Annotated in this window: 11 protein-coding genes and 1 tRNA gene; 9 read left to right on the forward strand and 3 right to left on the reverse strand. The window is 58.7% G+C overall.

Going from position 1 to position 14,464, the window contains the following annotated elements:
- Positions 1-26 precede the first annotated feature (26 nt).
- Both K3180_RS05860 and K3180_RS05865 read left to right on the forward strand, forming a co-directional pair.
- Positions 27-1,883: a cation:proton antiporter domain-containing protein gene (locus K3180_RS05860; RefSeq protein WP_221538959.1), complete on the forward strand. Its 1,857-nt coding sequence runs from the start codon at positions 27-29 to the stop codon at positions 1,881-1,883.
- A gap of 97 nt (positions 1,884-1,980) precedes the next feature.
- Positions 1,981-2,160, forward strand: a complete 180-nt coding sequence (locus K3180_RS05865; protein ID WP_221538961.1) for a hypothetical protein — start codon at positions 1,981-1,983, stop codon at positions 2,158-2,160.
- Between the two features lies 1 nt (position 2,161).
- On the opposite strand, the gene K3180_RS05870 is transcribed toward K3180_RS05865, so the two are convergent.
- Positions 2,162-2,251, reverse strand: a tRNA-Ser gene (locus K3180_RS05870).
- A gap of 128 nt (positions 2,252-2,379) precedes the next feature.
- On the opposite strand from K3180_RS05870, the gene K3180_RS05875 reads away from it, so the two are divergent.
- The 7 genes from K3180_RS05875 (at position 2,380) to K3180_RS05905 (ending at position 9,361) form a co-directional block, all read left to right on the forward strand.
- A complete protein-coding gene (locus K3180_RS05875) occupies positions 2,380-3,399 on the forward strand; it encodes a lytic murein transglycosylase (RefSeq protein WP_221538963.1) in 1,020 nt (339 codons plus the stop codon).
- Positions 3,400-3,529: 130 nt separating this feature from the next.
- On the forward strand, positions 3,530-4,684 hold the full coding sequence (locus K3180_RS05880; protein ID WP_247710346.1) for a D-alanyl-D-alanine carboxypeptidase family protein: 1,155 nt from the start codon (positions 3,530-3,532) through the stop codon (positions 4,682-4,684).
- Positions 4,681-5,322, forward strand: coding sequence for a dTMP kinase (gene tmk, locus K3180_RS05885; protein ID WP_221539015.1), 642 nt, complete (start codon positions 4,681-4,683; stop codon positions 5,320-5,322). Before K3180_RS05880 ends, tmk begins: the two co-directional genes overlap by 4 nt.
- Positions 5,322-6,266: an AAA family ATPase gene (locus K3180_RS05890; protein WP_221539017.1), complete on the forward strand. Its 945-nt coding sequence runs from the start codon at positions 5,322-5,324 to the stop codon at positions 6,264-6,266. The genes tmk and K3180_RS05890 overlap by 1 nt, the downstream gene beginning before the upstream one ends.
- On the forward strand, positions 6,259-7,821 hold the full coding sequence (gene metG / locus K3180_RS05895) for a methionine--tRNA ligase (RefSeq protein WP_247710348.1): 1,563 nt from the start codon (positions 6,259-6,261) through the stop codon (positions 7,819-7,821). The genes K3180_RS05890 and metG overlap by 8 nt, the downstream gene beginning before the upstream one ends.
- Positions 7,821-8,597 (forward strand): TatD family hydrolase, encoded by a 777-nt coding sequence (locus K3180_RS05900; RefSeq protein ID WP_221538967.1) that lies wholly within the window; start codon positions 7,821-7,823, stop codon positions 8,595-8,597. The genes metG and K3180_RS05900 overlap by 1 nt, the downstream gene beginning before the upstream one ends.
- The gene (locus tag K3180_RS05905; protein ID WP_221538969.1) at positions 8,594-9,361 is read left to right on the forward strand and encodes an MBL fold metallo-hydrolase; all 768 of its coding nucleotides are present in this window, start codon (positions 8,594-8,596) and stop codon (positions 9,359-9,361) included. Before K3180_RS05900 ends, K3180_RS05905 begins: the two co-directional genes overlap by 4 nt.
- A gap of 237 nt (positions 9,362-9,598) precedes the next feature.
- Here K3180_RS05905 and K3180_RS05910 read toward each other — a convergent pair whose 3' ends face one another.
- Positions 9,599-11,566, reverse strand: a complete 1,968-nt coding sequence (locus K3180_RS05910) for a tetratricopeptide repeat-containing sulfotransferase family protein (RefSeq protein ID WP_221538971.1) — start codon at positions 11,564-11,566, stop codon at positions 9,599-9,601.
- A gap of 81 nt (positions 11,567-11,647) precedes the next feature.
- Positions 11,648-14,296 carry a TonB-dependent receptor gene (locus K3180_RS05915; protein WP_221538973.1) on the reverse strand — a complete coding sequence of 883 codons (2,649 nt, stop codon included), beginning with the start codon at positions 14,294-14,296 and terminating at the stop codon, positions 11,648-11,650.
- Between the last annotated feature and the right edge of the window lie 168 nt (positions 14,297-14,464).

Below are 14,464 nucleotides of genomic sequence, written 5' to 3' on the forward strand. Positions count from 1 at the left end.
CCTGATCGGGTGAGGGCAAGACTAGAATGACCAGCTTCCTGACACTCGCCTTCGTCCTGCTCGTAGCAGGGGTGGTAGCGGTTCCGCTGGCCAGCCGCTTCGGACTCGGCTCGGTGCTCGGCTATCTCCTGGCCGGCATGGCGATCAGCCCGCTGCTCGGCGCTTTGCGTGTCGATGTGGAGGCGCTGCAGGTTTTTGCCGAATTCGGGGTGGTGATGATGCTGTTCATCATCGGGCTTGAAATGGAGCCTAAGCGCCTCTGGGCCATGCGCGGCAAGCTGCTGGGCCTTGGCGGGGGGCAGGTGCTGCTGACTACGCTGGCAATTACCGGGATTGCCCTGCTCGATGCGCAGCCCTGGCAGACGGCGCTGGCTATCGGCATGGTGTTGGCGCTGTCCTCCACGGCAATCATCATGCAGACGCTCACCGAGAAGAAGCTGCTGAAGAGCGAGGGCGGGGAGGCCAGCTTCTCCGTGCTGCTGGTGCAGGACGTGGCCGTCATCCCGATCCTGGCATTGCTGCCACTGCTCGCCATGCCCGATCTTTATGGTGGCGGGGCCGCACACGGGGGCGGAGGGCATGGTGGAATCGACCTGACCGAACCGATGCCCGTCTGGCTCGCCGCCGTATCGCGCATCGCCGCCGTCGCGGCAGTCATCGCCATCGGCATATTCGCGATCCGTCCGCTGTTCAGATATATTGCGGCTGCAAACCTGCGCGAACTCTTCACTGCGGCGGCCCTCGTGGTGGTGATCGGCATCGCGCTGCTCATGTCGCTGGTCGGCCTCTCGCCCGCACTCGGCGCCTTTGTGGCCGGTGTGGTCCTCGCGACGAGCGAGTACCGCCACGAACTCGAAAGCGATATCGATCCCTTCAAGGGCCTGCTTCTCGGGCTCTTCTTCATCACCGTGGGCGCGGGCATCGACTTCGCACTGGCCAGCGAGATGTGGGGCAGCGTGCTCTTCTGGGCCGCCGTCATCATTGCGGCAAAGTTCGCTGTCCTGCTCTCGGTAGGATGGCTATACGGTCTGCGCAGGCAGGCCCTCTGGCTCTTCGCCCTCAGTCTGCCCCAGGCAGGCGAATTCGCCTTCGTGCTGATTGCCTTCGCGGTGGGCAATGCCGTGTTCCCCGGTGCGCTTGCCGACCTCCTGCTGCTCGTCGTCGCGCTGACCATGCTGGTGACCCCGCTGCTCTTCATCCTGTACGATAAGGTCATCGCCCGCGCGCTGTGCGAAGGGGAAGGGCGAGAGGCCGATACGATCGAGGAGGAGAACCCCGTCATCATCGCGGGCCGCGGGCGCGTTGGAGGAATAGTCGACCGGATGCTGCAGGCGGCGGGCTATTCGACGACGGTGATCGATTACGACAGCAAGCAGCTGGAAATCGGTCGCAAGTTCGGTTTCCGCACCTATTTCGGGGATGCCACGCGGCCCGACCTGCTGCATTCGGCGGGGATCGATAAGGCCAGGTTACTGGTGGTAGCCCTCGACGAGCGCGAGCAGATCGACCGGCTTGTGAGGTACGTTATCCAGAACCACCCGCAGGTACATGTCACTGCGCGCGCCATCGACCGCAACCATGTCTACGAGCTATGGGCCTATGGTTGCCGCGACGTCATCCGTGAAACCTACGACAGCAGTCTGCGCATCGGGCGTTCCGCCTACGAGGCGCTGGGCATGACACGCCAGCAGGCCATGGCCGCCAAGGATGCATTCGAGGACATGGACCGGCAATCCATGCGGCAGGTCGCAGAGCTGTACCGGCTCGACATTCCCTATCACGAGAACGAGGAACTGATCGCCAAGGTGAAGGAACTGCGCAAGGACTGGGACCCGGTGCTGCGCGAACAGATGGATGCCATTCTCAGGCGCGAGGGCCACTAGCGGCCTGCGTGCAATTAGGCGCTGCCCGATAACGCCTGGTCGCAGTCTCTGGCGCCGTTCTCCCCGACAACCGTTTGGTTTTCGAGGAGTTAGAGCAATGGAATACGAAATTCTGGATGAACCGCAGGGCCTCGACGAGGACGACGAAGCAACGCGCGACGGCGGCCTGATCGAAGACCACATTGCGCTGAAGAATCAATCGAACGTGGGGCCGCAAGATTATCCCCGTCCGGATCGCCGCGATGGCTCACTCATCGTACCCAAGCAGGCGGAATAGCTGGCGGACAGGGTGGGATTCGAACCCACGAAGGGCTTGCACCCTTGCCGGTTTTCAAGACCGGTGCATTCAACCGCTCTGCCACCTGTCCGCGAGCGAAAGGCGGGCTAGCCAAATCGAATTGGAATGTCACCTGCGAATTGTCGGAACCCAGTTCTGCCTCCCAGCGTAAGGCTCTATGACATTTGCCATTCATCTAGGGCCTGCAAGAACACACTCATGAAATTTCGAAAGCTACTTACTCTCGCCAGTGCTGCGCTTCTCGGGCTGCCAGCTGCTCCCCTGGCCGCGCAGGACATGTCCTTCGACGCCTATTTACAGCTTTTGATGGCGCGGGCTCGGGCAGAGGGAGTAAGCGAAGCGACGATCCAGCGCATGACAGCGGGCCTTACGCCCAATCAGCGGGTGATCGAGCTGGATCAGACTCAGCCTGGCTCTTCCAGCGGTTCCGGCTATCCCCCCCTCGCGCCCTATATCGCAACCCATGTCGACAATGCGCGCATTAGCGGCGGGCGGCGCGAATTTGGCAATTGGCGCACCACCCTTTCCGCAATCGAGCGCGAGTATGGCGTGCCGGGCGAGATCATCGTCGCAATCTGGGGGCACGAAACCGCCTATGGCCGGGTCAAAGGCGGGTTCGATCTGTCGCGAGCCCTGGCGACCCTCGCCTGGGAAGGTCGCCGACGCGAGCTTTTCTCCTCCGAGTGGGTGGATCTCATGAAGGTGGCCGACAAGGGGTACTCGCGCAGAGAGCTGCAAGGAAGCTGGGCTGGCGCGTTCGGAAATCCGCAGTTCCTACCAAGCGTTTACCTTCGCCTTGCGACCGACGGCGATGGTGATGGCAGAGCCGACATCATGAACAACAGCGCCGACGCGCTGGCATCGATCGCGAATTATTTCCGCGATGCGGGTTGGCGCGAGGGACAGCCTTGGGGTGTAAGGGCCTACGTACCTTCCGGCTTCGATGTCGACCTGTATCGAACCGATCTGGTCGCTCCGGTCTGCCCCCGGGTTCACGAGCGACACAGCCAATACAAGACCGCAGCCGAATGGCGCTCTCTCGGTGTGCAGCCCCAGCGTCCGCTCGCGGACGATACGTTGGCGTCGCTTTTCCAGCCTGACGGACCCGGTACGCCCGCCTGGTTGCTGACGAGCAACTACCGCGTCATCCTCGAATACAACTGCTCGAATTACTATGCGATGAGCGTCGGACTGTTGGCTGATGAGATCGCGCGATAATCTGCTTCGGTGGAAACGCCTTAGGTGCGCTCGCCAAGGGGTGACAGGCTGGCTATAACAGCCCGCTATTGAAACTCTGATCAGGGAGGCGTCGTCGAAGAGCGGCGCCGCACACCGCTTGGGTCCGAAATTGCGAAAATTTTCTGCGCTCTGTCTTGCGATATCATTCGCCGTTGCACCGGTTTCCGCGCAGGAGGAGCCACTTCCTACTCCTCCGAATGCGAAGGAAGCGCCGATTGCGTTTCTTTTCGACGTGACCAGCGGCCAGGTGCTGTTCGAACGCGAAGCGGACCGGCGCTTCATGCCCGCATCGATCGCCAAGGTCATGACAACCTTTCTTGCATTCGAGTGGATGGAAGAGGGCAAGATTACGCCGCAGCAAAGCTTTTCGATCAGGCCGGAAGTCTGGAAGAAGTGGAATAACGTCGGATCCACCATGTTCCTGCCCCATGATGCACGGGTAACGGTGGATGATCTCGTTCACGGCGTTACCACTGTATCGGCCAACGACGGTGCCGCTGCCCTTGCGGACGGTGCCGCAGGCTCGATCGAGAAGTGGGTTTCCGCGATGAACGCAAAGGCCAGCGAAATCGGCATGCGTGATAGCCATTTCGGAACGGCAAACGGTTGGATGGATGAAGGTCGTACATTCACGACTGCACGGGATCTGACCACTTTGGCGACGGCCATGCTCCGGCGCCACCCGGCGAAATATCGCCATTTCGTGGGGCATCGCGAATATAGCTATAACGGGATCACCCAACCAAACCACGATCCGATCAGCGGCGTGGTAGAGGGCGCAGACGGGATCAAGACTGGTTTCACCAATCAGGCCGGGTTTGGCTTTCTGGGCTCTGCAGCGAGGAACGGGCGCAGGCTCGTCATGGTCGTTGCAGCAAGCCCTGACCCGCGTGATCGAACCCGTGCATCGCGCGATTTGATCGAATGGGGGTTTTCGAATTTCGAGCAGGTTCGCCTGTTTACCCCTGATACACCCGTTGCATCGGCGCAGGTCCAGGGTGGAAGCACGAGGGAGGTCGAGCTTGTTGCGGCGGATGGAGTATATGTCGATCTGCCGAAAAGCGCGTCGCGAGACGTCACATTGAGGCTCGTTTACGAGGGGCCACTACGCGCTCCGATCCGGAAGGGTGAGCGAGTCGCGGAGCTTGCGGTTTCGATCGACGGTATGCCCGATTATCGCGTGCCGCTGGTCGCCCGTGAGGAAGTGAACGAGGCTGGTTTCGCACGCCGGATGTTGAACGGCTTGCTGGGCTGGGTTTCCTGATGCGCGGTAAATTCATCGCGTTCGAAGGAGGGGAGGGCATGGGCAAATCCACCCAAGCACACCTGCTGCGCGACTATCTCGAGAAGCGCGGCATCGAGGTTGTGCTGACCCGCGAACCCGGCGGGACACCGGGCGCTGAGGCGATCCGTGATCTGCTGCTGCATCCTCCCGGCGAGGGCTGGGGACCGCAAGCTGAAGCCCTGCTTTTTGCCGCAGCACGTGCCGATCATGTTGCACGATTGATCCGCCCGGCGATCGAAGAGAAAAAGTGGGTCGTGTGCGACCGCTTCATCGACTCCAGCCGAGCCTATCAGGGAATTGCGGGTTCCCTCGGTGATCATACGATCCGCAAATTGCACGAGATCGGCAGCGACGCACTACTACCGGATTTGACGCTGCTCATCGGCGCTGACACGCGCGAGGTCGAAAAACGCCTTCGAGCGCGTGACGGCGGGTCTTCAGATGCAATAGGCGGGAGGGATGATTACTATCACGCTGCAGTAAACTCGGCTTTTGAAACTTTCGCCGAAAAGGAGCCGGGACGCTTCGTTCGGATCGACGGAAGCGGCACGATCGAGGAAGTACATTCCCGCGTGGTGGCAGCGATTTCGCCGCTTTTCGAAACTGCTGCCTCGTGATGTTACTTGGTCACGAGAAGGCCTGGGATGCATGGCGGAGTGCCATGGCTGGCGATCGTATGCATCACGCATGGCTTCTGGCGGGCAAGAAGGGGCTGGGCAAGGCGAATTTTGCACGAGCAGCTGCACGATTGCTCGTGGATGCGGACTGGGAAGGTGAGCACCCGGACATCCTGACGCTTACTTACGGCGCAAAGAACAAGGACGAAGCCAAGAAGCGGGACGATGGAAAACCTTTTGAATTGGCGCGCGGCATCAAGGTGGACCAGGTGCGCGATATCCAGCGCAGGCTTACTACGCGGCCCACGATGGGAACGAAGCGAGTCGTAATCATCGATCCCGCGGACGATATGGAAGTTTCGGCTTCCAACGCGCTGCTCAAGAGTCTCGAGGAACCACCTCGGGGGACCTATTTCATGCTTATCGCGCATAGCCCGGCACGGCTCCTGCCCACCATCCGCTCACGCTGTCGCACGGTGCGCTTTCCGGCTCTTGCGCACGAAGAAATGGATGGACTTTTACGCGAACTTGCTCCCGGCGCGGACATCGCCACCCGAGACGCCGCGATCGCGGCTGCAGCGGGATCTCCGGGAGCGGCGCTTTCCTTTGTCGACCTTCAACTCGGTAAAGCCGCGCAATTGATGCGCGCCATCGCAACGCATGGGGATCCCGATTTTGCCCTGCGGGGCGAACTCGCAGGCGTAATTGGCGCCAAGCAGGACATTCCGCGTCTCCAGGCCATACTCGACCTTGCCCGCGCGATCCTTGCGGAACGGATCGACGACTCTCATGATGATCCCCGCAAATTGATAGATACGCATACGGAACTGGTTCGTCTGACAAGAGAGCAACCGACCTACAATTTCGATCCAGGCCTGCTCGGCATGGAAATCGGGACCTTGCTCGCACAAGCGGGCGCGGCTAGCGAGCGCGGCAATGGCTGAACCTTACTATATCACCACCGCGATCCACTATCCCAATGGCAAGCCGCATATCGGGCATGCCTACGAAACTATCGCCGCCGACGTCATCGCGCGTTTCCAGCGCCTGATGGGCCGCGATGTGCGATTCCAGACCGGCACCGACGAACACGGGCTCAAGATGGCGCAGAAGGCGCGTGATCTGGGAAAAACCCCGCGGGAGTTGGCCGATGATATGTCGGGCGCGTTTCGGGATCTCTTCGACCGGCTCGATATCAGCTACGATCGGTTCATTCGCACGACGGATGAGCATCACCACAAGGCGAGCCGCGCCATCTGGGGAGCGATGGAAGCCAGGGGCGATCTTTATCTCGACCGCTATGAAGGCTGGTACTCAGTCCGCGACGAGGCCTATTACGACGAGAAGGAACTCGTCGAAGGGGAGGGGGGGCAGAAACTTTCCCCGCAAGGCACTCCGGTCGAATGGACCGAGGAAGAGACGTGGTTCTTTCGCCTGTCGAAATATGCCGAACCTCTGCTCGAACTGCTCAACAAACCCGGCTTTCTCGAACCGGCGAGCCGCCGTAACGAGATGATCGCTTTTGTCGAAGGCGGCCTAAAGGACCTCTCAGTAAGCCGCACAAGTTTCGACTGGGGCGTAAAGGTTCCCGGGCATGACAATCACGTGATGTATGTCTGGGTCGACGCTCTGACCAATTACATCACCGGCGTAGGTTACCCCGATGGCGGCGAGATGTGGCAGAAATACTGGCCTGCCAGCCTGCACCTGATCGGCAAGGATATTGTGCGCTTCCACACGATTTACTGGCCCGCCTTTCTGATGAGCGCGGGAATCCCGGTGCCGCAGCGGGTATTCGGCCACGGCTTCCTGCTCAATCGCGGCGTCAAGGAATCAAAGTCGGCTGGCAATGTCACCGATCCCAACGAGTTGATCGATCTGTTTGGGGTTGATTCCCTGCGCTACTTCCTGATGGCTGAGGTTGTCTTCGGAAAAGATGGAAGCTATTCGGCAGAAGCGCTTGTTAACAAGGTAAATGCCGAACTGGCCAACAGCTTCGGCAACCTTGTGCAGCGTACACTTTCGATGATCCACAAGAACATGGATGGCAAGCTCGAGGCGTTCGAGCCGACCGGCGACGACAAGGCGCTGCTCGCCACCGTACGCGATGCGTGCGGGGCGGTGCTTCCGTGCGAATTCGAGGCGCTCAACTTCAGCGTAGGGATCGAAGCCTGGCTGAAGGCGGTATTTGCCTGCAATGCCTACGTCGACGAGCAGGCTCCCTGGGCACTCAAGAAATCGGATCCTCAGCGGATGAAGGCAGTGCTGCAAACGCTGTTCCTCGCGATTCGGGATCTCGCCATCGCTATTCAGCCAGTCACTCCGACCAAAGCTGCGGTAGTCCTTGACCAGCTTGGCGTCACGACACGGCAGCGGACCTATGCCGATTTGTCGGATGAAAGCTGGTTCGCAGAATTGATCGCAGCCGGACACGTGATCGAGAAGCCGACACCTGCCTTCCCGCGCCTCGAACTGCCGGAAGCGGAGGCTGCCGCTTGATGCTGGTCGACAGTCACTGTCATCTCGAATACGAAGGACTGGTCGAGAGCCAGTCCGAGGTGCTTGGGCGAGCTCGTGAAGCAGGGGTTGGGGCCTTCCTCAATATCTCGACGAAACGGGCGGAATGGGACCAGGTCGTCGGGACGGCCAATACCGAGTCCGATGTCTGGGCCAGTGTGGGCATCCATCCCCACAACGCCGACGGTCATCCAGACCTGACCCGAGAAGAGCTGCTCGAAGCAACCCGGAATCAGCGGGTCGTTGGAATCGGCGAAACCGGGCTCGACTATTATTACGACCATTCCGATCGCGCCGAGCAGCAGCGATTGTTCCGCATCCATATCGAAGTTGCCCGCGAAACAGGGCTGCCTGTCATCATTCACACCCGCGATGCCGAAGACGATACGATCGTCATCCTCGAGGACGAGATGAAAAAGGGTGGCTTCCCAGCGCTGATCCACTGTTTCACTGCCTCCGCTTCTTTTGGGGAAAAGGTTCTCGATCTCGGTCTTTCGATCTCACTTTCGGGCATAGTGACTTTCAAGAATGCAGTGGATTTGCAGGAAGTTGCCAAAGCTATCCCGCAAGACCGGCTATTGGTCGAGACCGACAGTCCTTTCCTTGCTCCGGTCCCCCATCGTGGGAAGGCTTGCGAACCCGGTTACGTGCGCGACACCGCTACTTTTCTGGCAGAGCTGCGTGGCGAACCGCTGGACCAATTAGCCGAATACACGACCCGCAACTTCTACCGCTTGTTCAGCAAGGCCGCTTCGTGAAGCTCATAATGCTCGGCTCGGGCACGTCGACGGGCGTGCCGCGTGTTGGCAACGATTGGGGTGAATGCGATCCGCAGGAACCCAGGAACCGCCGCAGCCGCGTGTCCATCATCGTCCAAAACGGTGCAGGCCAGCGAATCCTTGTGGACACTTCGACAGATCTGCGCGCGCAATTGCTAGCGACCAACATTCCCAAGGTAGATGCCGTTTTCTGGACTCACGACCATGCCGACCATTGTCATGGTATCGATGACCTGCGCGTCATGCGGTATGATCGCTCCAACCCGCTTCCCGGTATAGCAAGCCGAGTTACCTGCGAACGATTGCGGCGGCGGTTCGATTACGTTTTCGAAGGTCAGTTCGGTTATCCGACGATCGTCGAACTCAGGGAATGTTCACAAGTTCAGCTGGTTGCAGGATTTTCTTTCGATAGCGTGGAAATGCCGCACGGTCCTGTGAAGAGCACGGGATTCCGCTTCGAAGCGGATGGAAAGTCGATAGTTTATGCTACCGATTTCAGCGAAATCACTCCCGCAATGATCCAATGCTTCAGATCTTGCGATTTGCTTGTGGTCGATTGTTTGCGCGAGCGACCTCATCCAACGCACGCCCATCTCGATATGGCGCTGGACCTCGCAAGACGATGCAAAGCGAAGCGTACAGTGCTGACGCATCTGGACAAGTCCATGGACTACGCCACTATCGGCGGGAAGATCCCGAAGGACGTAGCAGTCGGATTCGATGGGATGGAGGTGTCGCTATGAACGCGGACGGAGGAACGATCGCTTGGGCGGCATTAATGAGTGCCTTGGTTGTCGCTTATTTGTGGGGAATGAGGCGCGATTCCGGCTTGAACAGTAACCGGATGATCAAGATCGCGTTGATCTGGGTCGCCATAATCGGGGTCGCCTATATTCTCGTGAGAGCATTTACGGGAATGTATTGAGTCGAACGGTCAGCCATAAGGCAGACCAGCGCCCATCAAGACGGGATTGGCCGGATCAGGGCGCAAGCGGGCCTAATGCATCCTTGAGTGGATCGAGCCATTGCTCATAAGGCTTCCACGCGTCCTGTCCGCTGCGGTTGATTGGGCGTCGCACCTGTTCGCTGCTTGCCGTACGCACTGCGCGGTCTGTTTTGTGAAAGTCGAGGCAGGCTTCTTCGAAAGGCAAACGGCAATACTCGAGCATACGGCGCGTTTGGCCTTCTAGATCATCAAGAACGTCCTCATGGTTTACGCGCAGAACCTTTCCAGGCAGCACACGGTCCCAGTGATCCATCAGCGCGACGTAATCGGAATAATAGCGTCCGATCTCGGTTAGGCCGTAGGTAAACTCCTGCCCTTCGGCAAAGAGCTGCTTGAAGCCGGAAAAACAGCAGTCCATCGGTGCCCGGCGCGCATCGATGATCTTTGCATTAGGCAGGATTAAATGGATCAGGCCGATATGCCGAAAATTGTTGGGCATCTTGTCGATGAAGAAGCGTGCGCCCTGCCGATGAACGCGTGTGTCCTCGATATACTTCTCACCGAACTTCGCAAGTTGCTCTCGCGTCAGATCATGGAGTACCTGCGGATAGCGCGATTGCCCTGCCTTGCGACCACGCAGCCGATGGGCGAGGGCGAGAATATTGGGTAGCTCGAGGGTGCCATCGACTTGACTGTGGCTCGAGAGAATCTGTTCCAGCAGCGTCGAGCCGGCGCGCGGCAACCCAACGATGAAGATGGGGTCGGGCGACAAATGGCCAGCGCCTGAGTATCTTTCGAACAAATCGTGCGTGCAGCATTCCGCTTGCTTCGACAATTCATTCGTCATGGCGTCCGCACTATAGCGGGTTTGTGTACGCTTGAGAGTATTGCCTTCGTCGTAGAACCGGAATGATTCCGCGTTGTCGTGGCGATCTTCATAGGCCTTTCCCAGAGCGAAGCAGAGATTGACACGGTCGGTGAAACTCAGTTCGCTCCGTGCAACCTGCTCGCGCATTGCGGCAATCTCGTCGTCACGGAATTTGTAGGTCTTCAGATTGGCAAGCGCATAATAGGCGTCGCCATGATCAGGCTTGGCATCTATAGCGGCGCGGTAGCTGGCCACGGCTTCTTCCTGGCTGCCAATAGTCTTGAACGCGTGGCCTCGACTGGTCAAAGTGGCGGGATCCCCGGGAATTTTTTCCAGCACCGCGTCAAACAGCTCAAAGGCACTGTCGTAATCGCCGGTCTGCATGCTCTCGATAGCTAGGTGTGACTGAAAGAGTGGGTTTTCCGGATCGCGCATGTACAGCGCTTCTGCCTCATGCCTTGCTTTTTCGTATTTCTGGCGACGGCGCAGTGCATCTATGTAGTCGAGCCGCACCTGCACATTTTCGGGTTCGAACGTTGTCGCGCTCTCGAGCAGGAATTCGGCATCGTCGAGTATGCCCAGTTTGATGCCAATCTGCGCCAACAGACGCATGCCCTCAACGTTGCTTGGATTGGCACGCAGAAACTGACGGCAGATTTCCTCGGCGCGGAGAAGGCGGCTTTCATGCAGGTGGTTCGTAACGGCGACCAGTTCTCGCGGCAACGTTGCGATCCGTTGCGCCTGTGCGCGCGCAGCGCCGGCCTCTGCGGTCCGACCGGATTCTTCCAGCAAATCCGTCAATGCAACCCAACTTGCCTCGAGTGACGGGTTGAAGCGGGTTGCACGTGTATAAGCCGCGATCGCGATGTTACGCTGCCCGCGTGAACGCGCGAGATGACCGGCTTCCTGCCATGCCCGGCCATATTCCGGCATTGCCTGATGAAGTGCCTGCAAATGTCCTTGCGCCTCGTCGAACCGTTTGAGGTAACGCGCTGCGACTGCCGCCATGTATAACGCTTCGGCATCCTCGGGCGTCTCGGACAGCACATTCTCAGCCAACTGAGAGCCACGAGTGAAATCGCCCGACTGGAGTGCAGCCTGCGCAGCTTTCAAGGTCTCGTCGCGGGCGATCATGTCCACGTTCCTAACAAGCAAGAGTGGCGGAAGCGATGCTAAAGCCCGCTCCCGCCGCAAATACTTGCGCTTCCCGCTAGATCAGTAGTCGAAACCGACGCGCAGACCGACAGTCAGAGGACGGTTGGTGGCGATACGCTTGCGGTCGTTGACGAAATTGCCCGATATCTGGGCGCGTTCGTCGAAGATGTTGCTACCAAACAGCTCGAAGCTCCACTGTCTGCTTTGAATGCCGGTCGAGAAATCAAATATCGTGTAGCTGTCGAGTTCGAGCTTGTTGATCTCGACTACATCGGTGAACTTCGATGCCGAATGCGAGACCTGCGGTTGAACGAAGGCATCCCAATCGCCTGAAAGTGACCATTCATACCGGGCGCGCAGGTTGCCTTGGAACGAAGGAGCAAAGGCCAATTCCCCACCTTCGACGACGTCATTGGTAGGGATGAGCACATCGGTGATCTCGGTATCGAGGATGGAGAACGCGCCTGTCAGGGTCAGGCCGGGAAGGGCATAAGGCGCGAAAGTGAAGTCTGCCTCAACTCCCTTGATTTCTGCATCGGCCGCATTGGCCGAGAAGAACAGGTTGGTGATCGAAGGGTCGAAGATCGTTGTTTGCAGACGGCTGATATCGACAAAGAACGCACTGCCGTTGAAACGCAGTTGCCCGTCGACGAGTTCGGTTTTCCAGCCGAGTTCGTAGTTTTTCACCTCATCCGTATCGAGTTCGAAGGGAACCACAAAGCCTGCGCCATTCGTGGCGCCACCTGGACGGTTCAGCAGCCCAGGGCGGAAACCTTCAGAATAGGTCCCATAGAACATCAGATCAGGCGTCGGAGTGAGGGTTAAAGTACCTTTGTAGATTACGCCTTCGGCCTTGGCTTCGTCAGGTGCCCGGACCGCGTTGAATACCTGTTGCGCTTGCGAAGCGCTGAGGCCGGCTGCCTGAATGTCCTGCATACTATCGGCCCGCGTGAATGTCTGGCGTAAAGCGGGGTCGCACGATCCAATGAAGGTATACTGCCCGTCTCCGTCGTAAAGATCGGAAAGATTGGTTCCGAATGCATTCGCGTCTTCCGCTGCGCCGCTGTTACAGAAGCTGGCATTTGCGCTGCCTTCGAAATCCACCCTGACGTTGTAGTAGCGAATGCCGCCGGTGATAGTCAGCAGATCCGGTACGATGTCCACACTGGTTTCACCGAAGATACCGAACTGCTTGTCAGTGCGACGAATGTCGTTGCGGAAGATGGTTTCCGGCGCGAAAGGTCCCGGATCGGAGTTGAACCCGGGGAACGGGAAGTTCGGGGCGAAAGGTCCAAAGGGCTCCGCCTCGATATTGCCCGGATAATTGAAGTCGTTGCGCTCCTCCAATTCCAGGTCGGAGAAGAACAGCCCCCCCGTGGTACGGATCGGGGCATCGGCATCGGTGCTGAAGCGAAACTCGTTGGTGAAGACCTTGGTATCGCTGAACGAGGTAACGTTGAGGTTTGGTTCCTGGCAGGTCCCGCTGGGGGCGGCGTTACCCGGATAGGTCACACTGCCGTCACAGATATAATAAGGCAGATACTGGCCGACGAAGAGATAATCGGAATAGTCGATCCGCTGTTCGGTAGTACGGTCGGTATAGGCGCCGGTATAGACGATATCCAGCGCGGCAAGGCGGCCTTCGATCGTCCAGCTGGTGTTCGAGAATTCATCTTCGAGCGTATCTTCCTCGAATCGCTGGATTTCGAGATCGTCCAGTCCGTCGAGTTCTGGATCGGCGAAGAAAACGCCGTCGCTATCGACCTGCTGACGTGTATGCGCGACGGTCAGGTTCCAGTCTGGAGTAATTTCCCAAAGAGCGGTTCCGCGGAAACCCATATATTGCGTGTCGTTGAAATCGTCTTCGACGAGGGCGGCATTATCGGCATCGAGGAACGTCACATCCGAAAGGTCTGCTTCTGCCTGAAAGCCCGCCCGCAGAGAGTTCACCGGAACTCCGTTGTCGCGGACAGTCCCCTCGGGGCGGAAGCGCGCGCTTTCGCTGGCATCGCGCGTACCTGCGACATTGTCGATATAACCGCCCTGATGGTCGTAATAGGCGACCGCGCGCAGCGCGATCGTGTTCGCCACCGGCACGTTGACCATTGCCTCAGCCTTGTAGCTTGCCTCTCCGCCCTTGGTGAAGGAAAGACCTGCGTCCATGCTGGCATCGAAACCTGCCAATGATGGCTTGGCCGTGATTAATCGGACGACACCGGCCTGAGAGCTGGCTCCGAACAGTGTTCCCTGCGGACCGGAGAGAACCTCGATACGCTCCATATCCGCGGCGTAGACATCGAGATTACGGCCTGGTTGCGACAGTGGCTGCTCGTCCAGATAAAGCGCAACATTGGGGGCGAGACCCGCCACGCCGGCGGTAGTCAGGTTCGGCGTGGTCGATGCGAGCCCGCGAATATAGATCGTGCTTTGCCCGGGACCACTGCCGCCTGCGGTGACGGTGGGAAGCTGATCGAGATAGTCCTCGAATGTGTCGATGGCGAGTTCGTCGAGATCTTCTGCGCCTATGGCTGCAACAGAGACGGGTACGTCTTGCAGATCTTCGCTGCGCTTCTGCGCAGTCACGACGATTGTTTGAACGCCGCCTTGGCGTTGCTGGGCTGAAGACGAGGTAGTCTGCTGCGCTACAGCTGGCGTTGCGACGGCGATGGCGAGTGCGCTGGCCGACGCACCGCTGACGAAAATTCTCATGAGTGGAAATCCCCCAACCGGATCATTTGAAAAGCCCGCCGATGACTGGGCTAGTATTGACGACAAGATTCTTTGAAAAATCTCGTTCTTCGATCTTAATAAGTGGCAGACTATGGGGCATCCACCACGTCGTCGTCAATTTTGAAAAAGAATGGACGGGTGTTGCTT

Origin of the sequence: Qipengyuania huizhouensis (genome assembly GCF_019711635.1) — a bacterium.
Taxonomy (GTDB): Bacteria; Pseudomonadota; Alphaproteobacteria; order Sphingomonadales; family Sphingomonadaceae; genus Qipengyuania; species Qipengyuania huizhouensis.

Bases quoted from the DNA above. Each gene is read 5' to 3' on its own strand.
- K3180_RS05860 (WP_221538959.1), top strand. From the start codon at position 27: ATGACCAGCTTCCTGACACTCGCCTTCGTCCTGCTCGTAGCAGGGGTG.
- K3180_RS05865 (WP_221538961.1), top strand. From the start codon at position 1,981: ATGGAATACGAAATTCTGGATGAACCGCAGGGCCTCGACGAGGACGAC.
- K3180_RS05875 (WP_221538963.1), top strand. From the start codon at position 2,380: ATGAAATTTCGAAAGCTACTTACTCTCGCCAGTGCTGCGCTTCTCGGG.
- K3180_RS05890 (WP_221539017.1), top strand. From the start codon at position 5,322: ATGTTACTTGGTCACGAGAAGGCCTGGGATGCATGGCGGAGTGCCATG.
- metG (WP_247710348.1), top strand. From the start codon at position 6,259: ATGGCTGAACCTTACTATATCACCACCGCGATCCACTATCCCAATGGC.
- K3180_RS05900 (WP_221538967.1), top strand. From the start codon at position 7,821: ATGCTGGTCGACAGTCACTGTCATCTCGAATACGAAGGACTGGTCGAG.
- K3180_RS05910 (WP_221538971.1), bottom strand. From the start codon at position 11,566: ATGATCGCCCGCGACGAGACCTTGAAAGCTGCGCAGGCTGCACTCCAG.
- K3180_RS05915 (WP_221538973.1), bottom strand. From the start codon at position 14,296: ATGAGAATTTTCGTCAGCGGTGCGTCGGCCAGCGCACTCGCCATCGCC.